Genomic DNA, 26043 nt, shown 5'->3' with positions numbered 1-26043 from the left:
ACATCAGCCCCCGCTCTTGCGCGGGAGGACCTTCAGATCCTCCACCGCTGGGCCCTCGATGCGCGTGCCGTCCGCCGCGAAGCGCGAGGCGTGCAGCGGGCAGTCCCAGGTGCACTCGGCGTCATTCCAGTCGAGCACGCCGCCCAGGTGCGGGCACACGGCCGACACCGCACGGGTGACCCCGCCGACGGTCGAGATGGCCACCGGGCGTCCGCTGCGGTTCGCGACCACGCCCTCGCCCTCCGACGGCTTCGGCACCGGCACGGGTCGACGCTCGGCCTCGACCCATCCGGTCGTCGCCGCGGCCGCCACCTTCGCGCCCTCGACGGCTCCTCGCGCGAGATCGGCGGGGACCGTCAGCCTCGTCCCGATCTTGACCATCCATGAGGGGCGGTCGTGCCAGTTGGCGCCGAGGATCTCGGCGGTCAGGCGCAGGGCGGCGGCCGGAGCGTTCGACAGCCCCCACTTCGCGTAGCCCGTCGCGAAGCGGATGACGCCGAGTCCGCGAGGCATTGCGCCGACGAACGGGATCTGGTTGTGCGACTCGTAGTCCTGCGCAGACCAGCGGTGGGTCTCCTCGGCGTCGGGAAAGTACCTTCTCGTCCACTCGACGAGGTCGTCGACTGCGGCGGCCTCACCGTCGGAGCGCCCGACCGGATGCCCGTTGCCGCCCACGACGAGTCGCGCGTCGCCGCCTGGCCCGTCGGCGTCGGAGACCGGGCGGATCGACCGGGTGGAGCCGTCGACCGAGATGAACGTCGACGTGGGCAGATCGCCGCTCACACGGAACGAGACGCAGTACGACCGGAACGCCCGCATCTTGGCGAAGTACAGTCCCCGGTCGAGGATCGGATACCCGGTGGCGATCACGATGTGCTCGGCGAACATCGGTCCGACCGGCGTCTCGACGCGGGGATCGGGAAGCGCGTGGGTCGCCGTGACCCGCACCCCGGTGTGCAGCGTCCCGCCGGCGGCGAGGAGCTCCTCGGCGAGCGCCTGCGTCACCAGTGCGGGGTCGATCGTCACCTGCTCGTCGAGCGCGACCGCGCCGAAGACCGGGAACGGCAAGGAGGAGAGCTCGTCGCGCGTCAGCATCCGGGTGGGGAGCCCTGCCTCGCGCGCTGCGTCATGCACCTCGCGCACAGCGTCCAGCCCGCTCGGGTCCTGGGCGTACGAGTGATCCACCCGTCGTTCGTATGTGACGCCGGCGTGATCGGCGAAGGCGACCAGCCAGTCCATGCCCTCGCGGTTGCCTTCGACGTACGCCTGCACGAGCGAGGCGGGGTGATGCCTGCGGATCTCGGCGAGCCGTCTGCCCTGCAGCAGCGTCAGCTTGCCGGTGTTGCCTCCGGTCGCGAGTTCGGCGACGTCGCCCGCCTCGATCACGGCGACGTCGAGCCCCGCACGCGTCAGCATGACGGCTGTGGAGAGCCCGGTGAGGCCCGCGCCGACGATGACGACGTCATGCCGTGCTCCCGGGTCGAACGGTGTGCCGATGGGCGGGGTCCGGTCGAGCTTCCACAGTGGCTTCATGTCGTAAGTCTTCGCCCCGGCGGCGCTGAGCCACACCGGGTTGACATTCGACGGGTGCACCGCAACGACGAGACTAGAGTGGCGGCGTGACCGCTAGCCGCCTGCTCCTCGTCTTCGCCGGGGGGAGCATCGGCACCGCCGCGCGACTCGCGGTCGGGCTCTGGATGCCGGATGCCGGCGGCATCCCGTTCGCCACCCTCGCGGTCAACGTGCTCGGGTCGCTGCTGATCGGCATCCTCGCTGCGCGTCTGCCGCAGACCACCGGTCTGCGGCTGTTCCTCGGCACGGGGGTGCTCGGCGGGTTCACCACCTACAGCGCCTTCATGACAGGAACGGTCGCGCTGTGGTCCGCTGCTCCCGTGCTCGCGTTCGCCTACTCCGCAGGCAGCCTCGTGCTCGGTCTGGGTGCGGCAGCGCTGGGCCTGCGGCTCGGCCGAGCACGCGCGACGCCTCTCGCGGGAGTCTCGTCGTGAACCCGCTGCTGTTCGTCGCGGCCGCGCTCGCCGGGGGAGTGGGTGCGGTGCTCCGCCACGTCGTCGACCTCGGCGTCGCGAAGGTCGCGGGCCGACGCTTTCCGTGGGGCATCCTTGTCGTCAACCTCAGCGGATCGTTCGCGCTCGGCCTCGTGACCACGGCGCTGCCCGCAGATGTCTTCCTTCTCGGGGCGGGGCTCCTCGGCGGCTACACGACGTTCAGCACCGCGATGCTCGACGCCGTCGCACTGTGGCGGGACGGCGAGCGCGCGGCATCCGCGTTCGATGCGATCGGGATGCTTCTGCTCGGCCTTCTCGCGGCCGGTCTGGGATTGGCGTTCGGCTCCGCGCTCTGACCAGCGCCTCGCCGCCGGCGCATTCCCGCCCGCGAAGTTCGATGCTTGCGCGCTCCCCACCTGTCGGGTTAGTCTCCTTGCTAATCGTTTAACTGCTAATCGTTTAACATTCCGATTCCGCTCGTCACGATCCCCTGCACCCGTCAAAGGAGACACCGATGCCCCGCACCTCCCGTCGCGCCCTCGGCGCCCTCGCCGCCTCTGCGGCAGCCGTCCTCGCGCTCAGCGCCTGCTCGTCACAGGCCGGGGGTGAGAGCTCGTCGGGTGGAGACGTCACCCTCAGCTACGCCATCTGGGACGAGAACCAGAAGCCCGCGATGGAGGAGATCGCGGCCGCGTTCGAGAAGGAGAACCCGAACGTCACGATCGACATCCAGGTGACGCCGTACAAGGAGTACTTCACCAAGCTGCAGACCGCGGCCACCGGTGGGTCCGCCGCAGACGTCTTCTGGATGAACGGTCCGAACTTCCCGCTCTACGCCTCGAACGGCCAGCTCGCGCCGCTCGACGACACCGGAGTGGATGCGGCCGACTACCCGCAGGGGCTCATCGACCTCTACACGTTCGACGGAAAGCTCTACGGCGCCCCGAAGGACTTCGACACCGTCGCCCTCTGGTACAACAAGGAGCTCTTCGACGCCGCGGGTGTCGAATACCCGACCGCCGGCTGGACGTGGGACGACTTCACCGCGGCGGCCGCGGCGCTCACCGACCCGGCCACCGGGCAGTTCGGCGTCGCGGCGAGCCAGTACGGCCAGGAGAACTTCTACAACTCGATCGCGCAGGCAGGCGGCGAGGTCATCTCGGACGACGGCACCGAGAGCGGTTACGGCTCGCCCGAGGCGCTCGCGGGCATCGAGCTGTGGACCGATCTGATCGAGGCGGGGTCGTCTCCGACGGCGCAGCAGATGACCGACACCAACCCCGAGGACTTCTTCCTCTCGGGCAAGGTCGCGATGTTCCAGAACGGCTCGTGGGCGGCGATCGCTTACGGAGACAACGCCGACATCGCCGACAAGGTGAACGTCGCGCCGCTGCCCGAGGGGCCGGAGGGCAATCAGAGCGTGATCCACGGTGTGGGCAACGTCGCCAACGCGAAGAGCTCGCATCCGGCCGAGGCCCAGGCGTTCGCCGCCTTCGCGAGCGGCGAGGAGGCGGCGAAGATCCAGGCCGAGTCCGGCACCGTGATCCCCGCGTTCAACGGCACCCAGCAGGCGTGGGTAGACGCCCTGCCGCAGTACGACCTGAAGGTCTACATCGACGCCCTCGACACCGCCGTGCCCTACCCGGTCTCGAAGAACACCTCGGCGTGGACGAGCATCGAGAGCGAGGTGCTCTCGCAGGTCTGGTCGGGCGCCGTCGCTCCGGCCGAGGGACTGAAGGACCTCGCCGCGCAGATGCAGACGGCGCTCGATGCGGAGCAGGAGTAACCGGGCATGACCGTCGTCGCGTCACCCCCGCGTGCGCAGGCGGAGCGGATGTCGGAGGCGCCCAGCCCCGGCATCCGCCGCCGCCGGCGCAACCCCGGTGCGTCCCCCTGGTGGGCTCTCGTCTTCATCGGCCCCACGGCCCTCGGCATCGCCGTGTTCTACCTGTGGCCGACCGTGCGCACGCTCATCATCTCGTTCACCAAGTCGGGGCCGTTCGGCGGCGCGGAATGGGTGGGGCTCGAGAACTACGTCCGCCTGTTCCAGGACCCGGAGCTGATCGGGGCGCTGCGCAACACCGCCCTCTACACGGTCATCGCGCTCATCGGCATCCCGCTGGCAGTCGGGATCGCCGCCCTGCTGAACACCGCGGGGCTCAAGGGGCGCAGTGCCTATCGGACGCTGTACTTCATCCCGGTCGTCACGATGCCCGCCGCGATCGCGCTGGTGTGGCGCATGATCTACAACGGCGATTACGGCGTGCTCAACGCCGCCCTCGGCTCTGTGGGCATCGAGGGTCGCAGCTGGCTCACCGATCCGAACACGGCGCTGGTGGCCATCGCGGTCGTGGGCATCTGGGCGGGCCTCGGCACCAACATCGTGATCTTCCTCGCCGGTCTCCAGGGCATCCCCGACACGATCATGGAGGCGGCCGACCTCGACGGCGCGGGTCCGGTGCGCAAATTCTTCTCCATCACCATCCCCCTGCTGTCGCCGTCGATCTTCTTCGTCAGCGTCATCAGCGTGATCGGCGCGCTGCAGGTGTTCGACCTCATCTACATGATGCTCGGACGCAGCAATCCGGCCATGCCCAACACTCGCACGGTCGTCTACCTGTTCTACGAAGCGGGATTCCTCGACAACGACCGTGGGTATGCCGCAGCCGTCGCCTTCCTGCTGCTGGTGATCATCCTGGTCCTGACCGTCGTGCAGTTCCGTCTGCAGAAGAAGTGGGTGCACTATGAGTGAGGTCTCGCTCGACACGCGCGCCATCGTCGGCGCGCCGACCGGTCGCTCGGCAGCCCGGCCGGGCAAGCCCCGCAACAGGGCGCTCTGGATCGTCCACGTCGTGCTCCTCGTCGGCGCGATCCTCATGGTCTTCCCGTTCATCTGGCAGCTGCTGACCTCGTTCAAGACGCTGTCGGACTCGGTGCAGGTGCCACCGAGTCTGCTGCCGCGCGAGTGGGTGTTCACGAACTTCGCCGAGGTCTTCGACTCGATGCCCTTCGCGCAGATGTTCGCCAACTCGGTGCTGCTCACGGTCGGTCGCACGGTCGGACAGGTCGTGCTGTGCACCATGGCCGGCTACGCCTTCGCCCGCATCCCGTTCCCCGGCCGCAACGCGCTGTTCGTGGTGTTCCTGTCGGTGCTCATGGTGCCCTCGCAGCTGTACCTGCTGCCGCAGTACGAGATCATCCAGTCGCTCGGCTGGCTCAACACACTGCAGGCGCTGATCGTGCCGGGGATCTTCAGTGCTTTCGGCACGTTCCTGATGCGTCAGTTCTTCATGTCGATGCCCTCGGAGCTCGAGGAGGCGGCCCGCATCGACGGGGCGAATCCGTGGCAGACCTTCTGGCGGATCATGGTTCCGCTCGCGAAGCCTGGCATCATCGCTCTCGTGGTGTTCACTGTGCTGTGGTCCTGGAACGATCTGCTCTGGCCGTTGATCGTGACGACCGACCCCGCCAAGATGCCGCTGTCCGTCGGGCTCTCGCAGCTCGTCGGCATCCACGGCACCGACTACCCGGTGCTGATGGCGGGAGCGCTGCTCGCGACCCTACCGATGCTGGTGACGTTCATGATCCTGCAGCGGCAGTTCATCCAGGGCATCGCCTTCAGCGGATCGAAGGGCTGACCGATGGCAGAGCGCAGGCAGCAGTCGACCGCCTCACGGCGTCCGACTCTCAGGATGGTCGCAGAGCGCGCAGGCGTCTCGACCGCCACGGTGTCGTACGTGTTCTCCGGGCGCTCGGGCGCGGCATCGGGGGCAGGCGTCGCCGAGGCCACCGCGGCCAGGGTGCTCGCAGCCGCTGACGAGCTGAACTACCGGCCCAACATCGCGGCACGGACGATCCGCACCGGGCGCAGCGGCATGGTGCAGCTCTCGCTGCATATGCTCAGCGACCCGTGGTCGCTCGCGGTGGCAGATGCCGTGAACGTCGAGGCGAACAGGCACGGCCTCACGACGCTCATCCTCGCCGACGGAGACTGGCACGCGGCTCTCGACCGGGTCGAGAGCGACGTCGCCTACCTCGACGGGGTCGGGATCGACGAGGATGCCGAACGCAAGCTCGCAGACCTCGTGCAGCGCGGCCAGCGGCTCGTCGTGTTCTCGGAGCACCTCGAACCCGCCGGATTCGACGTCGTGCGCTCGGATGCGATCCCCGGGTGCGAGCTCGCGATGGATCATCTGCTCGAGCGGCATGCGCGGATCGGATGTCTGGCCGCCGAGGGCGCTGTGCGCCTCGCGCCCACGCAGGTCACCCGGTACACGCCATACTTCCAGAAGATGGCGGATGCCGGACTCGAGGTCGATCCCGAGTGGACGGTGGCCTACACCGAGGGGCAGGCGAGCGCCTTCGCCGCGGCGGTGCGACTGCTCTCGCGCGACGAACGGCCGGATGCGATCTACGCGACGACCGACTTCGCGGCCATCGCGGCGATCAACGCGGCGCACATGCTGGGACTCCGCGTGCCGCACGACGTCGCGGTGATCGGCGTGGGCAACACCCCCGACGCGCAGCTCATCGCGCCCACCCTGACCACGGTCGGACCGACCGACTTCTACGACCGGCAGGCACGCATCATCATCGACCGCGCGCTCGCGGCAGACGACTCGCCCGCGCAGCTGCACGAGTTCGCCTGGTCGCTGTTCCCCGGGGCGTCGACGGACCTCGACGCCCCCACCTCTCACGCGCGCTGACGCAGGCGTCCGCGCACACACGATTCGACTCTCAGAAGGACCACCGTGGATCTCACCATCGGAATCATCGGCTTCGGCGCGCGCGCCACACTGCGCGAGGAGGTGCACCGCCCCGGCCAGGGGTCGCGCATCACCGCGATCTGCGACCCGTCGGAGCGTGCGCGCGACGACGCCCGGCGTCTGCTCCCCGAGGCTTTCGTCACCGACTCGCTCGATGAGCTGCTCGCCTCAGGAATCGACGCCGTCATGGTGCTGACGCCCGACGACACGCACGCAGCTCTCAGCATCCGCGCCCTCGAAGCCGGTGTCGCGGTGTTCTGCGAGAAGCCCCTCGCGATCGACCTCGCCGACGCCGACGCGATGCTCGAGACGGCCCGCCGCACCGGCAGCCGGCTCTACATCGGTCACAACATGCGCCACATGCCGGTGATCACCCTGATGCGCGGGCTCATCCAGGACGGCCGGATCGGAGACGTCAAGGCCGTGTGGGTGCGCCACTTCGTCGGGCACGGAGGCGACTACTACTTCAAGGACTGGCACGCCGACCGCCGCCGCACGACGGGACTGCTTCTGCAGAAGGGCGCGCACGACATCGACATCATCCACTGGCTGGCCGGCGCCTATACCGAGCAGGTCGCGGCGATGGGAGAACTCAGCATCTACGGCGGCATCACCGACCGCCGCGATCGCACCGGAGAGCGGATGCCCGACTGGTTCAGCGTCGACAACTGGCCGCCCGCATCGCTCACCGGCCTGAACCCGGTGATCGACGTCGAGGACATCTCGATGGTGAACATGCGACTGTCGGGGGGCATCCTCGCCTCGTACCAGCAGTGCCACTTCACACCCGACTACTGGCGCAACTACACGGTGATCGGCACCGAGGGGCGCATCGAGAACTTCGGCGACACGGCCGGCAGCGAGGTCAGACTGTGGAACCGTCGGCACCGAGGCGCCGCAGACGCCGACGAGACGTTCGTCGTTCCCGCGGCTGAGGGCGCAGGGCACGACGGAGCCGATGCGCTCCTGGTCGCGGAGTTCCTGCGGTTCGTGCGCGACGGAGGGGTCACCGAGACGTCACCCGTGGCCGCCCGGGAGGCGGTGGCCGCCGGCATCCTCGCCACCGAGTCGCTGCGCGGCGACGGTTCGGCGATCGCAGTCCCTCAGCTGGATGCCGACCTCGTCGCCTACTTCGAGCGCGGCCAGGTCGAATAGCGCCCGTGCGCCCGGCGGCCGGATCGCCGGGCGAACCTCCAGGTTCGGGATGCAGAATGTACAAAAGTACATGTACGCCCGTACAGGGGTGATCGCGCTGGGGGTAGGAATGAGCGATGGCACGCGCCGCCGCCGCGACCCTGAGGCGCGCCGTCGCGAGATCGTCACCGCTGCCGCCGAGCTGATCGTCGAGATCGGCGTCGACGCGCTCACCCACCGCAAGGTCGCAGCGCGGGCGGGGGTTCCACTCGGCTCGACGACTCAATACTTCGCCACGCTCGACGATCTGCGCGAGGCGGCGATCGGGGCATTGGCCGCCGAGATCGAGGCGCGCATCGACGCGACCCGGCAGGCCGTGGTCATCGAGGGAGTGACTCCCGAAGGGATCGCCCGCCTGGTGCGCCGAGGGCTCGACGACGCGCGCGCAGTGCAGGCCGACCGTGCCGTCGTCACCGCGGCCGTGCACGACCCGCGGGTGCGGGCGTTCGCACGACTCTGGTCCGACGAGATCATCGGCTTCATCGCCCCCGTTCACGGGGTCGACAGGGCCACGGCCGCCGCCGTCTTCATCGACGGCGTACTCTGGCACTCTCAGATCCACGACGAGCCGCTCGACGAAGAGCTCATCCGCGACGCCCTCGCCGGGATCCTCACTCCCTCTCCGGCGTCCCCCTCCGCATCCGCCGCCGCAGCATCCGCCTGATCCGATCGAGAGAGAATCCGCCTTGTCGAACCTCGCCGTCCTGAGTCTCAAGAACCGCGCACTGATCGCACTGATCACGATCGTCGCCGCCGTGTTCGGCGGGCTCGCTCTGACGAACCTCAAGCAGGAGCTCATCCCGTCGCTCGAGCTGCCCAACCTGATGGTCATGACGACGTACCCCGGTGCGTCGCCCGAGGTCGTCGAGAACGATGTCTCGACGCCGATCGAGTCGGCGATCCAGGGCGTCCCCGGACTCGAGGGGACCACTGCGACGAGCACGACCAACGCGTCGATCGTGCAGGCGACGTTCGCCTACGGCACGAACCTCGCGACGGCCGAGCAGAAGATCCAGCAGGCGATCAACCGCATCTCGGGTCAGCTGCCCGACGACCTGAGCCCCCAGGTGCTCGCGGTGTCGATCGACGACTTCCCCGTGATCCAGGTCGCGGTGACCGGATTCGACGACGCCGAGAACGCGCAGGCCGAACTCACCAGCGTGGCCATTCCCGAGCTCGAGGACGTCGACGGCGTCAACGCCGCACAGCTCATCGGAGGCGTCGGACAGCGCATCACGATCACGCCCGATGTGGCGGCGCTCGCCGCGGTGGGAGAGAGCACTCAGGCGATCAGCACGGCCCTGGAGCAGAACGGCACGCTGTTCCCGGGTGGCGACATCACCGAAGACGGTCAGACCCTGACGGTGCAGACCGGTGCGAAGATCACGTCCGTCGAGGAGATCGCCGCGCTTCCGCTGGTCGGCACGACCGCCAAGGTCGGCGACGTCGCGACCGTCGTGCAGGAGACCGACCCGATCTCGTCGATCTCGCGCGTCGACGGCGAGGACGCCCTCTCGATCTCGATCACCAAGCTGCCCGCCGCGAACACGGTCGAAGTGTCACAGGGCGTCATCGCCGCGCTCGACACGATCGAAGAGGCCTTCCCAGACGCGAAGTTCACGATCATCTTCGACCAGGCGCCCTTCATCCAGCAGTCGATCGAGACGCTCGCGACCGAAGGGCTGCTCGGACTCGTCTTCGCGGTGATCGTCATCCTCGTCTTCCTGCTGTCGATCCGCTCGACGCTCGTGACGGCGATCTCGATTCCGACCAGCGTCCTGATCACCTTCATCGGTCTGCAGGCCTTCGGCTACTCGCTCAACATCCTCACCCTCGGCGCGCTCACGATCGCGATCGGACGAGTGGTCGACGACTCGATCGTCGTGATCGAGAACATCAAGAGGCACTACGTCGGCGATGCCGACAAGGGCGATGCCATCCGGCTCGCCGTGCGCGAGGTGGCGATGGCGGTGACTTCGTCGACCATCACGACCGTCGCCGTGTTCCTGCCGATCGTGTTCGTCGGAGACATGGTCGGAGAGCTGTTCCGGCCGTTCGCGATGACGGTGTCGATCGCGATGGTGGCCTCGCTGCTCGTGTCGCTGACGATCGTCCCGGTGCTCGCGTACTGGTTCCTGCGCCCGGGCAAGCCGCTGCTCGACGAGAACGGCGTGCAGATCGACCCCGAGCACCCGGATGCTCCGCCGACGCGCCTACAGAGCGCCTACCGCCCGATCCTGGGGTGGACCCTGAAGCACTCCGGTCTCACCGTGATCCTCGCGGTCGTGGTGCTCGGAGCCACGCTGGCCGCGGCCCCGTTGATGAAGGTCAACTTCCTCAGCGATTCGGGTCAGAACACCATGACCGTCACGCAGGACCTCGGTCCGACCGCGAGCCTCGAGACCAAGTCGGAGGCCGCCGTCGCGGTCGAGGACGCGCTGCTCGAGATCGACGGCGTCACCACCGTGCAGGCCTCGATCGGCTCGAGCGGATCGGCACTGCGCGACGCGTTCTCGGGAGGCGCCGGCGTGACCTACTCGGTGCTCACCGACCCGGACGCCGACCAGGAGAAGCTCCGTACCGCGGTGCAGGACGCGATCGAGGACCTCACGGATGTCGGAGAGGTGTCGGTCGCAGCATCCGCCGGTCTCGGCTCCAGCGACATCGAGATCTCGGTCACCGCGTCGAACGCCGAAGACCTGCAGACCGCCACGACCGCTGTGGTCGACGAGCTCGAGGGACGCGACGGCATCGGCAAGGTCACCGACAACCTCGCGGCCGCGCTGCCCTACCTCGCCGTGGTCGTCGACCGTGACGCCGCAGCGGCACGGGGACTGTCGGAGGTCGCCGTCGGCGCGCTCGTCTCGAACACGATGCGTCCCCAGCAGGTGGGTTCGGTCGAGATCGACGACACCGCGCTGACGATCTATCTCGCGGCAGCCGAGCCGCCGACCACCGCGCAGGCCCTGCGCGAGCTCACGATCCCGAGCGCCCTCGGCGTCGTGCAGCTGCAGGACATCGCGACGGTCGAGGAGCGCAACGGCCCGACCTCGATCACCACCGAGCAGGGACGCCGCACCGCGACGATCACCGTGCCGCCGGCATCCGACAACCTCGCCGTGGCGACGCAGTCGGTCACCGAGGCTCTCGCCGCCGTCGACCTGCCAGACGGTGCATCCGCCGAGGTCGGTGGCGTCGCGACGCAGCAGGCCGACTCGTTCTCGCAGCTCGGTCTCGCGATGCTCGCCGCGATCCTGATCGTCTACGTCGTGATGGTGGCGACGTTCAAGTCGCTGCGTCAGCCGCTGCTGCTGCTCGTGTCGGTGCCGTTCGCGGCGACCGGCGCGATCCTGCTGCAGATCGTCACCGGTGTGCCGCTTGGCGTGGCCTCGCTGATCGGTGTGCTGATGCTCATCGGCATCGTGGTCACGAACGCGATCGTGCTCATCGACCTCGTGAACCAGTACCGCGAGAAGGGGCTGTCGACTCTCGATGCGGTCAAGGCCGGTGGAGAGAAGCGTCTGCGCCCGATCCTCATGACGGCTCTCGCGACGATCTTTGCGCTGACCCCTATGGCGCTCGGTATCACCGGGCACGGCGGGTTCATCTCGCAGCCGCTCGCGATCGTCGTGATCGGCGGGCTCATCTCGTCGACCGTGCTGACGCTCATCGTGCTGCCGACGCTCTACAACCTCGTCGAGGGTGCGAAGGAGCGGCGCCGGGCCCGCAAGGCGGGATCCGGCGACGACGGGTCTGCGCCGGTCGCCGGCGATCAGCCGTCCGTCGGGCCTCTGCCTGCGGGTGATCCGGCGCTGGCGGGTGCGGGTGCGGGTGCGAGTGCTGGTGCTGGTGCTGGCGAGTCCGGTCTGCCGCATGCACCGCAGTTGACCCGTCGGGAGATGCGCGAGCGCAGCGAGTAGCCTCTGCCGCCTTCGCAACTCAGCACGACTGAGCCCGATGCCCGCCCGGAAGCGATTCCCGGGCGGGCATCGGCGATTCCATGCTGAGTCGTGAACGCCGCTCCGAAAAGCTCAGTCGAGCGTGATGCCCCATTCGAGGGTCCACGTCTCGCCGGGCGCGAGGCGACGAATTCCCGCGCCGCTGTTCAGCGCATCGGCGGGAGCGGTCATGGGCTCGATCGCCACCGCGAGCGACTGCCCGGGGTACTTGTCGGTCGTGTAGATCTGCACGAAGTCGAACCCGGCGCCCTGCCAGAGGGTGAGGCGGCGCCCGTCGGGTGCGGTGAGCGAGTGTCGCACGAGTCCGTCGGGGTCGCGCTCGAGATCGGTGAATCCGGTGTCGAGGTCGACGTCTCCGACACGGACGCCGTCGCGCAGAGCGGCATCGGCGGGCCGTGTGCCCGTGGGCAGCATCCGCTCGTCGGACGTGATCTCCGTCTGAGCCGGCACCCGCAGCACGAGATCGTGCGGGTCGACGTCGCCGATGGTGACGAACGGATGCGTGCCGAGAGCGACCGGTGCCGCCGTCGCCGAGCGGTTCGTCAGCGCGTGGGTGACGTCGATGCCGTCGGCGCGCAGCACATACGTGACACTCGTCTCGATCAGGTACGGGTAGCCGGTCTGCGGCACGATCGTGGCGCTCAGCGTCGTCGCCGACGCCGTCTCTTCGATGTCGTAGGCGGTGAAGCGCAGAAGCCCGTGGCTCGCATTGCTGAACTTCGGCTCGGTGATCGCCAGCTGCCGCTCGGTGCGCTCGTCGCTCCACCGGCCGTCTCGGACGCGGTTCGGCCAGGGCGCGAGCACGACTCCCGAGCACGAGGGGGTCGGAGAGTCGGCCGGATACGGCGCGATCAGGTCGACCGAGCCGATGCGGAGCGATCGGAGGGATGCGCCGACCTGGGCGATCTGGGCGCTGACGTCGCCGAGCTGGAGGTGCACCTGGGTGCCGGTGGGGGATGCGGAGTTCACCCCGCAATCGTATGGCGAGGTGTGCGCGCCAGGGGGACTGGGCGGATTTTCAGGAGCGACCGCTACACTTGATGGGTCGGCTTCGGACACCCGCGCAGCGCGCGGACGTTTTTGTGTAAGAAGTGTGAGTCCAGGGGCCGATGGTGAGCGTCGCTCGACGCTAATCAACCATCACATGAATGGCCCCGGCCGCTGACAGTCCGGAACCCCGCCCGATCGCATCCGATCCGGCGCAGGGTGCTCGCGCGTGTGCGCGGCGCCGTTCTCGTGCGAGAACTCTTAAGGACACACCCATGCCCAAGAACAAGAAGCCGCGTGGCGGCCGTCCCGCCGCCAACTTCGAGCCGCGCTACGGCGCGAACAAGACCTCGTTCCACGATCGCCACGCCGGCGGCCGTGACGCCGGTCGCGACACGCGTGATTCCCGCGATGCACGCGGTGGACATGCGGATGCCGGCGATCGCCGCACCGCGACCGCCGGTTTCGACCGTCGCCCCGGCAGCCGCAGCGCGAGCCACCGCGGCTACCGTCCGGCCGAAGAGGGCGCGCCCAAGCAGCGCTGGAGCGCTCAGGAGCGTGCGGGTCGCGACGAGTCGCGCGGCATCCGCAACCGGGCCGAGTCGGGTCGCCGTGAGGCACCGCACAACCGCGACGACCGTCCGCGCTACAACGACCGCTCCTCCGCGGGCTTCGATCGTCCGCGTCGCGATGACCGCGGCGGCCAGCGTCCGACCGGACCAGGCACGTACCGCGATGAGCGAGGCGGCCAGCGTGACGAGCGCCCTCGTCGTGACGACCGCGGTGCGGGCACGCAGCGTCAGGGCTTCCGCGACAACGATCACCGCGATGGCGGACGTCCGGGCCGCGACGACCGCCGTGACCAGCGTTCCGGCGGCTTCCGCGACGATCGCGGTGGCCAGCGCTTCTCCCGTGATGACCGCCCGCAGCGCGATGGCCGCGGTGCGGGCGAGCGTCCGCGCTTCGACCGCGACGACCGTTCTGGCCGTTCGGGCGACCGCACCGAGCGTCCGCGCTTCGACCGCGACGACCGTCCTCGCCGTGACGACCGTGCCGCGGGCCCCCGTCGTGACGACCGTGGCGGCGCCGAGCGCTCCTACGACGCCGACCGTGCACGTCGGGCCTTCGACCGTGACCGCACTCAGCGTTCGATCGAGGGTGGCCGTGACGAGCGTTCGCGTCCTTCGACCGGTGGCGCATACCGCACCGAGCGTCCGCGCCCGCTGACGTCGGACACCCGGGGGCGGCCGTCGCGCAACGAGCGACCCAGCCGTAACGACTGGAACGCCACCTCGAGCGCGGCACCCGCCAAGAAGTTCGAGCCGACGGATGACGTCGTGCACGAGCGCCTCGAGGCGAAGTCCGTCGCCGCCGTCGAGGTCGACGGTGTGACCTTCGGCGACCTCGGTCTCGGATCGAACATCGTCGAGACGCTGGTCGGCATGGGGGCTGCGACTCCGTTCCCGATCCAGGCCGCCAGCATCCCGGCCGTGCTCGAGGGGCGCGATGTCCTCGCCCGTGGTCGCACCGGCTCCGGCAAGACCATCGCCTTCGGTGCGCCGCTCGTCGAGCGCGTGCTGCAGTCGCAGGCCGGCAAGCGTCGCGAGTTCGGTCGGTCGCCGCGCGCGATCATCCTCGCTCCGACACGCGAGCTCGCGCTGCAGATCGACCGCACGATCCAGCCGATCGCGCGCAGCGTCGGCCTCTTCACCACGCAGATCTACGGTGGCGTGCCGCAGGGCCGCCAGGTGGGTGCGCTGAAGAAGGGCGTCGACATCGTCATCGGCACGCCCGGTCGCATCGAGGACCTCATCAATCAGGGCAAGCTCGACCTCTCGGACTGCCGCATCGCAGTGCTCGACGAGGCCGACCACATGTGCGAGCTCGGGTTCGTCGAGCCCGTGCAGCGCATCCTGCGTCACACGGCCGACGGCAGCCAGAAGCTCCTCTTCTCGGCGACGCTCGACCGCGAGGTCGCAGCTCTCGTCGACGAGTTCCTCGTCGACCCGGCTGTCTACGAGGTCGCCGGTGAGGACCAGGACTCGAGCACGATCGAGCACCGCGTGCTCGTGATCGAGCACCGCGACAAGGCCGACATCCTCACCTCGCTCGTCGACCGCGACGGCAAGACCCTCGTCTTCGCCCGCACCCGTGCGTACGCCGACATGCTCGCCGAGCAGTTCGACGATGCCGGCATCCCCGCGGTCTCGCTGCACGGTGACCTCAACCAGGCCAAGCGCACGCGCAACCTCGAGCGTCTGACCTCGGGGCGAGTGAACGTGCTCGTCGCGACGGACGTCGCCGCCCGCGGCATCCACGTCGACGACATCGACCTGGTCGTCCAGGCCGACGCCCCCGACGAGTACAAGACGTACCTGCACCGCTCGGGCCGCACGGGCCGCGCCGGTCGTTCGGGTCGCGTCGTGACGCTGATCACGCGCCAGCGCCAGCGCCGCATGACCGAGCTGCTGGAGCGGGCCGAGATCGACGCGCCGTTCGAGAACGCGCGCATCGACGACGACCTGATCGAGGAGATCGCCGGTCGCGTTCCGACCGCGGCAGACCTCACGGCCTGATCCGTCACGCTCGAAGGCCCCGTCCCTGCATCTGCGGGGGCGGGGCCTTCGTCGGGCGGTGCGGTGCGGTGCGGTGCGGTGCGTGGCGCGTTGTGGCGTGGGCTGGCTTGGCGTCGTGTGGGCTGGCGTGGGCTGGCGTGGCGTGGCTGGCTCTTATCGGAGGGTCGGTGCGAAGGAGAACTCACGCTTCGCAGGACGGATGCGCGAGATCGCTCCTTCGGAGCGTGCAGTCTCCTGCAGAGCATGCGACCTATCTCGAAGCGTGAGACGTGCGTCGGAGCGCGCGGAGTGCGACACCTCCTTGGGAGGAGATCTGCTCCTGAGGCGGAGGATTCGGCGCGGAATCTCCTCCCGAGGCGCAGTTCTCCTCCCTGGGGAGGCGCGCGGACCGGGGAAGAAGCGACGGCATGAGCCGGATGCTGCGCGGCTACGGATGCCGCAGGCTGCGGCTCGACTCAGCCGAGTTCGTGCTCGTGGATCGCCGTGGTCAGGGTCGTCCCGTTGAGGTCGAGATAGAGCACCTGCTCGGTGACGGTGAGGGTCATGGTGTTGCGACGCTCGATGAGCGGTGCGGCCGATTCGATGAACCCGGGGTCGAAGCTGTAGACGCGGATGTCCTCGGAGCGGTGGATCCGCTTGTCGGCCCAGGGGGCCATGACCTTCGCCGGGTCGCGGTGCGTGTAGACGACGGTGCGCTCGGCGAGACGGCTGCCATAGTGCAGGCGCTCGGCATCGGGGGCGCCGATCTCGATCCAGGCGGTGATCTGGCCGGTGAGGTCGCGCACGAGGACTGCGGGCTCGTCGGTCTGCGAGATGCCGCCGCCGAACGTGATGCCCTCGGTGAACTCGAGCCCGTATGCGAGCACGCGGGTGAGCATGTACGCATCGGTCTCGGACGGATGCCGCGCCACGCGCAACGAGAAGTCGTCGTACACACCACGGTCCATGTCGGCCAACTGGACCTCGAACGTGTGCATTGTGGAGCCGATAGCCATAACGCTCGAGCCTACGCGCCCTGGAGGCTCTCTCAGGACGTCGCCCGATCGCGCTGGGCGCCTCGCTGAGCGCTCCGATCCGCGATCAGAACAGCATCGGCTGTGCGGGGGCGGCCGACGGAGCGACTGCGGGGGCCGGGCGCCCGTGCGGCGCGGACGATCGGATGCCGCGCACCGGGTAGTCGTCTTCGTGCTGGCCGTCGAGGCCGTGCAGCCTGATGAGCGGGCGTGTCCGCTTCGCGAGCCACTGCCGATAGCCCTTGGGCGCCTCTGCTGAGACGCCCGGATACAGTCCGCGATACGACGAGACGAGGTCGGGACGGAACTCGCCGAGCCACTGCATGAACCAGGGTTTCACGCCGGCGCGCAGGTGCAGCGCACCGTAGATCACGCGACTGGCACCTGCTTCTTTGATGCGGCGCAGAGCGGTGTCGATCGCCTCGACCGAGTCGGTCATGTGCGGCATGATCGGCATCAGGAAGACGGTCACCCTGAAACCCGCATCCCGGAGTGCTCGCACCGTGTCGAGCCGAGCCTGCGTCGTCGGGGTGCCGGGCTCGATCGCCTTCTGCAGCTCGTCGTCGTACATCGCGATGGACATCTGGATGTCGACGGGCACCCGCTGCGCCGCCTTCACCAGCAGGGGGATGTCGCGCCTGATCAGCGTGCCCTTGGTGAGGATCGACATCGGCGTGCCCGAGGCGGCGAGGGCGTCGATGATCCCCGGCATCAGCTTGTAGCGCCCCTCGGCGCGCTGATACGGATCCGTGTTCGTCCCGAGGGCCACGGTCTCGTGCGCCCAGCTGCCCTTGCGCAGCTCCTTCTGCAGCACCTCGACGACGTTCACCTTCACGACGATCTGAGAATCGAAGTCCGCGCCGCCGTCGAGATCGAGGTACTCGTGCGTGCCCCGAGCGAAGCAGTTGTGACTGATGACCCCGTTGGCGATGAAGTCTCCTGTGCCGGTCGTGATATCGAGCAGATCATGCTCTCCCGGGATCGGCGTGATCTCGATGACCCTCAGATCGGAGACGCTCTTCACCGCGGTCCCCTCTATGGAGAGCTTGCGGGTGATCGCCGGCGAGCAGATCGCGAAGAACCGCTGGCGGCTGGGGAGTCCGCCGACGACACGGACGCTCCGAACGCCGTTGGGGCGCGGACCTTCGACGACATGCGGAACCCCGAAAAGCCGCAACCCCCGTTCGATCAACGCGATGATGTCGGCGTCCTTGTTCGAGATCCGCAGAACACCGCGGGAGCAGCTGCCCTCCGCGTCAAAGATGCCGGCGAGGAACCCCGCGTACCAGTCGGCGTCCGGAGCGTCGGGCGTCTCCACGAGCGACTCGATGGTCTCGACATGTCGCCTGGCGGCGGTGTGGATCGCGTCCGCAGCGCTGCGCGTATCGGTGGCGACCGTGAAGGGGCGGGTCCTGGTCGGCACGCCTTCATCATCGAGGAATCGCCGAGTTCGCGCGAGGGCTTCGTCATCGATCAGTGCGAGGCGGAAGCTGTGTATCTCACGCGTTCGGGTCTCGCTTGGGTACGTGCCGTGGAAGATCATCCCATCGCCGCGGATCATCCCCGCGAGGTAGCCCCGACGGTATCCGGAGGAGAGCGCATCGATCGATGATCCGGCGGATCCGATTCCGAACCCCATGAGTCGATTGTTCGTCGTGAGATGTGGACGCTGCCCGGAATCGGCATCCGACACATGCTTCCAGCCACGCTCGGTGAGGAATCGGTGATCACCACTCGCGACGAGTTCCGTCCCGTCGGCGAGCGTGACTCTGTAGGCATGCTTACGCGTCGTCCATTTCGCCTGAATGGTCGTGCGCACGTAGCGCCGATAGCTGCCCTGTCGCTCGGTTCCGATGATCTCGTCGCCGATCTCGAGTGAACGCAGAGGTCGCTGGCGGCCGTCCGCGCAGAGGATCAGAGTGTCCGGCGATAAGCAGTACACACATGCATGACTGCATCCGCGGTACGGGTTGATGGTCCACGCGAACGGCATGCGCGAAGCGCCCGGAACATGGTTGAGCGCGGACTTCGACAGCACCTCGTGAAAGGTCATGCCCGCGAAGTCGGGCGTGGTCACCGTGCGGAGGACGTTCGAGCGGTTCTCGAGTCCGGGCAGCGCCGCGGCATCGACGTCACCGAGCTTCTGTCCCTGCCACCGCATGAGAGCCATTCGAACATAGAAACGATACTCGAGTCAACCGGAGTGCGACATATGTTCTATCCGACTTAAGGGACAATGGGAGCATGTACTTCGCGCCGCAGCCTCAGCATGCGGCGCCGCGTTCCCCGATTCGCGGACCCGCGCTGCCCATCGGTCTTGCGGTGACCGCCGTCGGCATCCTGCTGTCGATCGCCGGCGCGCCCATCGCGAACTCGGCAGCGGAAGAGGCGGAGATGCCGCAACCGCTCGTCGTGCAGGAGGTCCCTGCGGTCGAGGTCGGAGCGACCACGGCGGCTGACCCGTGCTCGGAGCCGACTGTGCTGGAGGCGATCGCGGTGGCCGATGACGCGGCGATCATCGCCGGCTTCGGCGGCGCCGAGACTTTCCGCGCAGCCGTCATCGCCGGGAACGCGCCGTGCGTGGCGCTCGACGATCCCGCCCATGTCTGGGTTGTCGTGAACAAGGCGCGCCCGCTCGCCCCTGTCGCCTTCGCGCCGTCGTCGCTCGCGGACATCCCGCTGCAGATGACGACCGCGTCCGGTCAGGCGCGGGCGGATGTCGCCTCGGCTGTGGGCGAGATGGCCGCTGCCGCGGCTGCTGAGGGCGCGGGGCGCATCGGGGCGAACAACGGCTACCGTTCGTACGACCTCCAGGTGGCGACCCATGCGTCGCATGTGCGCAACAGCGGGCAGGCCGGTGCGGATGCGTCGTCCGCGCGAGCGGGGCACAGCGAGCATCAGACCGGTCTCGCCATCGATCTCGTGGCGTGCGACTCGCGGTGCGGGGCGATCGAGTCGTTCGGGGCGACCGCGCAGGGGGAGTGGATCGCGGCGAACGCCTGGGAGTACGGATTCATCGTCCGCTACGAGCAGATCGGCTCCGGCGTCACCGGATACAAGCCGGAGCCCTGGCATCTGCGCTACCTCGGACGCGATCTCGCGGCTGCCTACCATCACGGCGGGTATCACACGCTCGAGGAGTTCTTCGGGCTCCCTGCCGCACCCGATTACACGCACTGAACGCACGGCCGAACGTCGCCTGGGTCGCTGCATTGCGGCATCCGACAACCGCGGTACCCAGTCCCACCGATTGTGGGATGCATTCTCACAACGGGCTGTCCCGGTGTCGGCGAACCGGCATAGAATCGCCGGAGCAATGACGCACGAACGTTCAGGAGGACGCAATGGAACGCGACATCTACGAAGAGGATCACGAGGCATTCCGCGACCTCGTCAAGGATTTCGTCAAGCGCCACGTGACCAATGAGGCGATCGAGGGGTGGGATGCCGCGGGCGAGATCGACCGGGCGACCATGCTGGCGGCCGGTGAGGCGGGCCTGATCGGTCTGTCCGTCCCCGAGGAGTTCGGCGGCGCCGGGATGCTGCAGGACTATCGCTTCCGCACGATCGTGATGGAAGAGGTCATCGCCTCAGGGGCCGGTTCGCTGGCCGGCGCCTTCGGCATCCAGGACGACCTGGCCGTGCCCTACCTCGTGCATATGGGCACGCAGGAGCAGAAGGAGAAGTGGCTTCCCCGCATGGCCACGGGTGAGGTGCTCGGCGCTCTCGCCATGACCGACCCCGGTGCGGGCTCGGACCTCCGCGGCATCAAGACCAACGCCAAGAAGGTCGACGGCGGCTACATCCTCAACGGCGCCAAGACGTTCATCTCCTCCGGCACGACGGCCGACGTCGTGGTGACCTTCGTCAAGACCGGCGAGGGCAACCGTCCTGACGCGTTCAGCCTGCTGCTCGTAGAGAAGGGCATGGAGGGCTTCGACCAGGGCAAGAAGCTCAGCAAGATGGGCTTCCACGGCTGGGACACGGCCGAGCTCAGCTTCACCGACGTGTTCATCCCCGACGAGAACCTCATCAGCGGCAAGGAGGGGCAGGGCTTCATCCAGCTGATGCTCAACCTGCCGCTCGAGCGTCTCTCGATCGGCGTCGCCGCGGCCGCGGCCGCTCAGGCAGCCCTCGACTGGACCGTCGCCTACACGAAGGACCGCGAGGCCTTCGGCGAGCGCATCGCCGACTTCCAGAACACCCGCTTCCGGCTCGCCGACATGGCCGCGACCACCGACGCGATGTGGGCGTACATCGACCGCGCACTGCTCGCCTACAAGAACAGCACGCTCACCGCCGAGGATGCCGCGAAGGTCAAGTTCTGGGCGACCGAGCGCGAGTGGGAGGTGCTCGACACGGGCGTGCAGCTGCACGGCGGCTACGGCTACATCATGGAGTACCCGATCGCCCGCGCCTTCACCGATGCCCGGGTGCACCGCATCTACGGCGGCACGAACGAGATCATGCGCGACCTCGTCGGTCGCCAGATCGTCGGCAAGCGCTGACGCATCGTCTGCAGAAGGGCCCAGGATGCCGGCATCCTGGGCCCTTCTCGTTGGGGCGGAGCCGAACTGAGGAACCGATCCCCACTCCCGGGCACAGATTCGGAGCGTGGGCGCGACGCGCCGGGGTCGGCGGCCGGAGCACGGCGCGCCGCACACCGGCATCCGAAGCTGTGCCCGGGCAGGCGGGCAGAGGGGCGGACAGGCAGGCGGGCAGGCGGGCAGGCGAGTCAGGCCCGGAGCCCCGGCGGTCAGCGGGGCAGACGACCGCCGACACCCGCTCGGCGCAGCCGGTCGGCGATCAGGATGCCGAGGGCGGTGCCTCCGAGGCAGCTCGCGAGCGTGATCGCGAAGAAGGTGATCTGCAGGCCGAGGTCGAACGTCCCGAGGTTGAACGACGTCCAGGCGAGGATCGGATAGACGATGCCGACGATCGCTGCGCCGAGGTAGTGCAGCCAGGTGCCCCAGTAGCGCCAGAGGACGAACAGGAACGGGAGCTCGGTGAATGCCGCCCACCAGACGTTCGTGGCCACACTGCTGAAGCCGTATCCCGAGAACGGGACGATCACGAGGCCGGCGAGGAGTCCCACCAGCAGCCCGACCAGGGGACGTCGCAACAGGCGCAGGGCGATCACCGAGGGCAGCAGCCACAGTCCGGCCAGGCCCACGCTGACGAAGGGGAGGCCGAGGAACAGGAGCGTCGAGATCCAGTTGGCGGGTGCGAGGAGGATGCCGCCCGCGACGCCGAGCGCGGCGCACGTCAGCAGGATCGCGGTCGGGAAGCGGAAGCGTGGCCGACCGCCGTCCGTGCGGGGTCGATTCTGCACCGCGGAGGGCGATTCGGGGTGCGTTTCTGACCCCGCACCGGGCGCCGGGTGCGTTTCTGGCCCCGCACCGACCGGCGCCCCCGCACCGACCGGCACCCCCGCACCGGCCGACGCATCCGCGTAGGGGTTCGGGCGCACGGCATCCGCCCCGCTCATGCGAGGGGCTCGGCAGCGGCGTCGCGGGCAGTCTTCGAGGCAGGCGACGACGCACCGATCTTCCAGTAGCCGCAGAAGCTGACGGCGTTCTTGTCGACACCGCGCTCGCCGACGAGATGCTTGCGTGCACCGGATGCCAGTGACTGCTCGCCCGCGGCATAAGCATGGAACGGTGCCTCGGGCAGCGACAGCTCGCCCAGCCGGGCGAGGGCGAACGAGCCGGGGGCGAATTCATGCGGACGAGCGAGCCAGACGACGTCGATGCCGGCCGGGTGTGGGAACTCCAGCGCATCCTCCTCGGTGGGCACCTCGATCAGCGCCGTGCCCGTGGCATCCGCGGGGAGTGAGGCGCAGATCGAGGCGATCGCCGGCAGCGCCGTCTCGTCGCCCACGAGCACGACCCGCTCGGTGCCGCGCTGCGGATTGAAGGTGAGTCCCTCGTCGATGATCAGCACATGCTCGCCGGGCTCGCACGTCTCGGCCCACCGCGATGCGGGGCCAGCCGTGCCGTCGGCCGCGGATCCGTGCAGCACGAAGTCGACGTCGAGCTCGGCGCCGGTCTCGGCGGTCGCCGGGCGATACGCCCGCACGCTGTAGTTGCGCATCACCGGACGCTCGCCGTCGGGGATCCGCAGGAACCTGAGGTATCCGAACATCTTGTTCGCTTTCGCCGGCACCCGGTCGAGTCCGGCATCCCCGCCGATCGGCAGGAACAGTCGGAACCACTGATCGAAGCCCATCGGTCGGAACTTCTCGATCTCGCCCCCGCCGAGCGTGACCCTGATCCAGTGCGGGGCGAGCCGTTCAGTGCGCACGACGCTGAGGTGGATGAGCTCGGACGACTCGGGCTTGACCAGTTTGCTGAATGCCATGCGGGCGCCTTTCAGGGGAGCTGCCAGGGGAAGAAGAGCACGAAGATCGCGGCGGATGCGGCGATCGAGGCGACGATGAAGACGGTGTCGCGCACGCGGAAGGGCACGAGGTGGCGTTCGGTGCGCGTGGGGTGTGCGCCGAAGGCGCGGGAATCCATGGCGAGAGCCACGCGCTCGGCGTGGCGGATGGCTCCTGCGAGCAGCGGCACGATGTAGCCCCAGCCCCGGGCGATCCTCGCGAACGGCCCGCTGCCGCCATGATGACCGCGCACGCGGTGTGCCGCGCGGATCACGGACAGCTCATGTCCGAACCGCGGCACGAAGCGGAAGGCCGCGAGCGCCGTGTAGCCGATGCGATACGGCACCCGCAGCTGCTGCACGCTCGCGCGCACGAGGTCTGGCCCGGTGGTGGTCAGGCCGCCGATCAGCGCCAGGGAGACGATCGCGCCGAGACGGAGGGCTGTGGCGAAGCCGATCGCGAGCGCCCCCTGGTAGAGCGACCAGTCGCCGATCTGCAGAGCAGGAGGGGTGTCGCCGACGAGGCCCGTGTCGACCCACAGCGAGAATCCGAGACCGATCGCGAGCATGCCCACGGGCAGCGCGAGGAACAGCAGCGCTGCGGTGCGCACCGTGAGCCGCGCCCCCACGACGATCAGAGCGAGCGACAGCACCAGGAAGGCGGCCGGGGTGGCGAGGTCTCTCACGAAGATCAGCACCAGCATCGCCGGTGCGACGCCGGCGACCTTGGCCAGCGGATTCAGCGCGTACAGGAACTGACGCGGAGAGGATGCCGTGACCGCGGCGTACGGATCGAACGTCTGCGCGCTCATGCGATCGTCCGCCCCGCCGCGGCGAGCACGCGCTGGAGTGCCGGAAGCCGCAGCCCCGCCTCGACGAAGGGCGTCTCCGCACCGAAGAGCACCTCGGTGCGGCCGGCGGCGTGCACCCGACCGTCCCTCAGGACGACGGTGTGCGAGGCGTGTTCCGCGACGAGCTGCAGATCGTGCGTCACGATGAGGATCGTGGTGCCCTCATCGCGCAGGTCGTGCAGCAGGGCGAGCAGCTCGGATGCTCTGGCGCGGTCCTGTCCGAACGTCGGCTCGTCGAGCGCGAGCACCCGCGGGCGTGTGATCAGCGCCGTGCCGACCGAGAGCCGCCGCTTCTCTCCGCCCGAGAGCAGGAACGGATGCACGTCGGCCTTGGCCTCGAGCCCGAACCGCGTGAGCATCGCATCGACACGCTCGGAGATCTCGGCATCCGGCGTGTGCCTCAGCCGCAGTCCGTGGGCGAGCTCGTCGAAGACCGTGTGCGCGATGAACTGGTGCTCGGGGTTCTGGAACACGAAGCCTATACGGCTCGCGAGATCTCTCGGCGACGCCGACCCCGGATCGATGCCGTCGACCGTGACCTGTCGCTTCGGCGGTGGCACGACCCCGGCGAGCGACTGCAGCAGCGTCGTCTTGCCTGCACCGTTCGTGCCGACGATCGCGGTGAGGGTGCCCGGTGTGATGTCGAGGTCGATGCCGTGCAGGATCTCGGTGCGATGCCGGCGGACGGTCAGCCCGCGGGCGCTGATGATCGGGGTGCTGGGGCGTTTCGTCTCGTCGCTGCGCTCCTCGCTCGTCGAGCGGATGCCGACTGCGGTCGTCGAGCGAGCGGAGAGACTCGAAACGGGGTGACTCGCGGCTGCGGCGAGCGCGGCGGCGAGCTCGTCCGGCGTGAGGGGGAGTCGGTCGAAGTGCGATCCCGCCTCCTGCATCCGTAAGGCGGCGAGGGTCGCCGCGGGCAGCCAGACGCCCATCGCGACGAGCTCTGCGGCATTCGTGCGGATGACGTCGGCGGGCGGCCCGTCGAAGACGACGCGACCCGCCCGGTCGATCACGATCGTGCGGGTGACGAAGCCCATCGCGGCATCGAGGTTGTGCTCGACCAGCAGGATCGACCGGTCGCCGGCGGAGATCACGTCGGCGAGCGCGGCATAGACATCGTCGATGCCCTGGGGGTCGAGGTTGGCGGTCGGCTCGTCGAGCACGACGAGAGGGGAGCCCATCGCCAGGGCGCAGGCGATCGCGAGACGCTGACGCCCGCCGCCCGAGAGGCGGTCGGGGTTGTCGTCTCGCCTGTCCCACAGGCCGACACGGCGCAGTGCGTCTTCGGTCCTCGCGCGCACCTCGTCGAGCGACAGCAGCAGGTTCTCGGGACCGAAGGCGACCTCGTCGTAGACGCTGCCGGTGACGATCTGCGCATCCGGATCCTGGAAGACCATCGCGACGTGCGTGCTCAGCGCGGCGGTGAGGGTGTCGGCGGTGTCGAGTCCGCCGGCCTCGACCGACCCTGTCATGGTCGCGGGCACGGCGTGGGGGATCAGGCCGTTGAGCGCGAGCGTCAGCGTCGACTTGCCCGAGCCGGACGGGCCCAGCAGCAGCACGACCTCGCCGGGGCGGATGTCGAAGGTGACGTCTTCGGGGGAGGGGTGCGCGGCATCGGCGTGCGTGATCGAGAGGTCACGCACGCGGAGAAGAGGCGCAGCTGAGCGCACGGCATAACCCCGGGTCTCGGCGGATCGGTACCGTTCTAACTTAGCTGAGCCTTACCTGATCCGCATTCGCCGGATTCGGGGTGGTCGGGCGTCAACGCCGGGCGACGCCCGCACGGCTCAGGGCGCCGCCGATCGCCAGCCCCACGGCCGTCCAGGCGATGGGCCCGAGCACGGAGATCACGAGGTAGGCGATCTGCGCCCACAGCGGCAGCACGGCGAGATGCGCGGCGAAGAAGACGACGACGGCCACGATCACGCCGATCACGCCGGCCGAGATGAAGAAGCGCCAGGCGCCCCACGAGCGGTAGCGGGTGAGTGCGGCGATGCCCTCCTGGATCGCCCCGAACAGCAGTGCGGTGCCGATGAAGCGCAGCGCCCACGCAGGGTTGAACGCGCTCGAGATGAGAGCGGCGATGACGTGCGTGACGAGTGCCACGAGCGGTCGGCGCAGCACCTCCTGAGCGATGATCCCGGGAAGGACGTGCGATCCGAGGACGAGTCCGTAAAGGTAGGGAGTGAGTACCAGAACGCCGGGCGTGATGAGGCCGGCGATCCCCCCGAGGATGCCGGTGGCGACACCGATCGCGGCGCAGACCAGCAGCACGCGAGTCGTCAGGACGGGGGAGGATGCCACCCCTCCAGC

The 26043-nt window shown here is 68.8% G+C and carries 21 protein-coding genes; 12 read left to right on the top strand and 9 right to left on the bottom strand.

Annotated features, from left to right (window positions below):
- Positions 1-3: 3 nt before the first annotated feature.
- Positions 4-1533, bottom strand: a complete 1530-nt coding sequence (locus ACQ4LY_RS02805; RefSeq protein ID WP_431074468.1) for an FAD-dependent oxidoreductase — start codon at positions 1531-1533, stop codon at positions 4-6.
- Positions 1534-1619: 86 nt separating this feature from the next.
- On the opposite strand from ACQ4LY_RS02805, the gene ACQ4LY_RS02800 reads away from it, so the two are divergent.
- From ACQ4LY_RS02800 to ACQ4LY_RS02760, 9 genes are all read left to right on the top strand, one after another.
- Positions 1620-2006 (top strand): fluoride efflux transporter FluC, encoded by a 387-nt coding sequence (locus ACQ4LY_RS02800; protein ID WP_431074467.1) that lies wholly within the window; start codon positions 1620-1622, stop codon positions 2004-2006.
- A complete protein-coding gene (locus ACQ4LY_RS02795; protein WP_431074466.1) occupies positions 2003-2362 on the top strand; it encodes a fluoride efflux transporter FluC in 360 nt (119 codons plus the stop codon). Before ACQ4LY_RS02800 ends, ACQ4LY_RS02795 begins: the two co-directional genes overlap by 4 nt.
- A 158-nt stretch (positions 2363-2520) precedes the next feature.
- Positions 2521-3792 carry an ABC transporter substrate-binding protein gene (locus ACQ4LY_RS02790; protein WP_431074464.1) on the top strand — a complete coding sequence of 424 codons (1272 nt, stop codon included), beginning with the start codon at positions 2521-2523 and terminating at the stop codon, positions 3790-3792.
- Between the two features lie 6 nt (positions 3793-3798).
- On the top strand, positions 3799-4758 hold the full coding sequence (locus ACQ4LY_RS02785; protein ID WP_431074463.1) for a carbohydrate ABC transporter permease: 960 nt from the start codon (positions 3799-3801) through the stop codon (positions 4756-4758).
- Positions 4751-5644 (top strand): carbohydrate ABC transporter permease, encoded by an 894-nt coding sequence (locus ACQ4LY_RS02780; RefSeq protein WP_431074462.1) that lies wholly within the window; start codon positions 4751-4753, stop codon positions 5642-5644. Before ACQ4LY_RS02785 ends, ACQ4LY_RS02780 begins: the two co-directional genes overlap by 8 nt.
- A 3-nt stretch (positions 5645-5647) precedes the next feature.
- Positions 5648-6712, top strand: a complete 1065-nt coding sequence (locus ACQ4LY_RS02775; protein WP_431074461.1) for a LacI family DNA-binding transcriptional regulator — start codon at positions 5648-5650, stop codon at positions 6710-6712.
- Positions 6713-6757: 45 nt separating this feature from the next.
- A complete protein-coding gene (locus ACQ4LY_RS02770; protein ID WP_431074460.1) occupies positions 6758-7927 on the top strand; it encodes a Gfo/Idh/MocA family protein in 1170 nt (389 codons plus the stop codon).
- Between the two features lie 109 nt (positions 7928-8036).
- Positions 8037-8630, top strand: a complete 594-nt coding sequence (locus ACQ4LY_RS02765; protein ID WP_431074459.1) for a TetR/AcrR family transcriptional regulator — start codon at positions 8037-8039, stop codon at positions 8628-8630.
- Between the two features lie 22 nt (positions 8631-8652).
- Positions 8653-11886 (top strand): efflux RND transporter permease subunit, encoded by a 3234-nt coding sequence (locus ACQ4LY_RS02760; RefSeq protein WP_431074458.1) that lies wholly within the window; start codon positions 8653-8655, stop codon positions 11884-11886.
- Positions 11887-11997: 111 nt separating this feature from the next.
- On the opposite strand, the gene ACQ4LY_RS02755 is transcribed toward ACQ4LY_RS02760, so the two are convergent.
- Positions 11998-12894: an aldose 1-epimerase family protein gene (locus ACQ4LY_RS02755; protein WP_431074457.1), complete on the bottom strand. Its 897-nt coding sequence runs from the start codon at positions 12892-12894 to the stop codon at positions 11998-12000.
- A gap of 293 nt (positions 12895-13187) precedes the next feature.
- On the opposite strand from ACQ4LY_RS02755, the gene ACQ4LY_RS02750 reads away from it, so the two are divergent.
- On the top strand, positions 13188-15488 hold the full coding sequence (locus ACQ4LY_RS02750; protein WP_431074456.1) for a DEAD/DEAH box helicase: 2301 nt from the start codon (positions 13188-13190) through the stop codon (positions 15486-15488).
- Between the two features lie 455 nt (positions 15489-15943).
- Here ACQ4LY_RS02750 and ACQ4LY_RS02745 read toward each other — a convergent pair whose 3' ends face one another.
- On the bottom strand, positions 15944-16483 hold the full coding sequence (locus ACQ4LY_RS02745) for a YaeQ family protein (RefSeq protein WP_431074455.1): 540 nt from the start codon (positions 16481-16483) through the stop codon (positions 15944-15946).
- Between the two features lie 85 nt (positions 16484-16568).
- Positions 16569-18662, bottom strand: a complete 2094-nt coding sequence (locus ACQ4LY_RS02740; RefSeq protein ID WP_431075741.1) for an intein-containing Rv2578c family radical SAM protein — start codon at positions 18660-18662, stop codon at positions 16569-16571.
- An 83-nt stretch (positions 18663-18745) separates the two neighbouring features.
- On the opposite strand from ACQ4LY_RS02740, the gene ACQ4LY_RS02735 reads away from it, so the two are divergent.
- Both ACQ4LY_RS02735 and ACQ4LY_RS02730 read left to right on the top strand, forming a co-directional pair.
- Positions 18746-19681 (top strand): M15 family metallopeptidase, encoded by a 936-nt coding sequence (locus tag ACQ4LY_RS02735; protein ID WP_431074454.1) that lies wholly within the window; start codon positions 18746-18748, stop codon positions 19679-19681.
- A gap of 164 nt (positions 19682-19845) precedes the next feature.
- Positions 19846-21009, top strand: a complete 1164-nt coding sequence (locus ACQ4LY_RS02730; RefSeq protein ID WP_056310070.1) for an acyl-CoA dehydrogenase family protein — start codon at positions 19846-19848, stop codon at positions 21007-21009.
- A gap of 248 nt (positions 21010-21257) precedes the next feature.
- Here ACQ4LY_RS02730 and ACQ4LY_RS02725 read toward each other — a convergent pair whose 3' ends face one another.
- From ACQ4LY_RS02725 to ACQ4LY_RS02705, 5 genes are all read right to left on the bottom strand, one after another.
- Complete coding sequence (locus tag ACQ4LY_RS02725) at positions 21258-21989, bottom strand: ECF transporter S component (RefSeq protein ID WP_431074453.1); 732 nt, start codon at positions 21987-21989, stop codon at positions 21258-21260.
- The gene (locus ACQ4LY_RS02720; RefSeq protein ID WP_431074452.1) at positions 21986-22861 is read right to left on the bottom strand and encodes a siderophore-interacting protein; all 876 of its coding nucleotides are present in this window, start codon (positions 22859-22861) and stop codon (positions 21986-21988) included. Before ACQ4LY_RS02720 ends, ACQ4LY_RS02725 begins: the two co-directional genes overlap by 4 nt.
- Before the next feature lie 11 nt (positions 22862-22872).
- A complete protein-coding gene (locus ACQ4LY_RS02715) occupies positions 22873-23691 on the bottom strand; it encodes an energy-coupling factor transporter transmembrane component T (protein ID WP_431074451.1) in 819 nt (272 codons plus the stop codon).
- The gene (locus ACQ4LY_RS02710; RefSeq protein WP_431074450.1) at positions 23688-25400 is read right to left on the bottom strand and encodes an ABC transporter ATP-binding protein; all 1713 of its coding nucleotides are present in this window, start codon (positions 25398-25400) and stop codon (positions 23688-23690) included. Before ACQ4LY_RS02710 ends, ACQ4LY_RS02715 begins: the two co-directional genes overlap by 4 nt.
- A gap of 91 nt (positions 25401-25491) precedes the next feature.
- On the bottom strand, positions 25492-26034 hold the full coding sequence (locus ACQ4LY_RS02705; protein WP_431074449.1) for an ECF transporter S component: 543 nt from the start codon (positions 26032-26034) through the stop codon (positions 25492-25494).
- Positions 26035-26043: the final 9 nt, after the last annotated feature.

The organism is Microbacterium phyllosphaerae, from assembly GCF_050628115.1.
Classification (GTDB): Bacteria; Actinomycetota; Actinomycetes; order Actinomycetales; family Microbacteriaceae; genus Microbacterium; species Microbacterium phyllosphaerae_A.
This window is presented reverse-complemented; position numbering and strand designations above follow the sequence as displayed.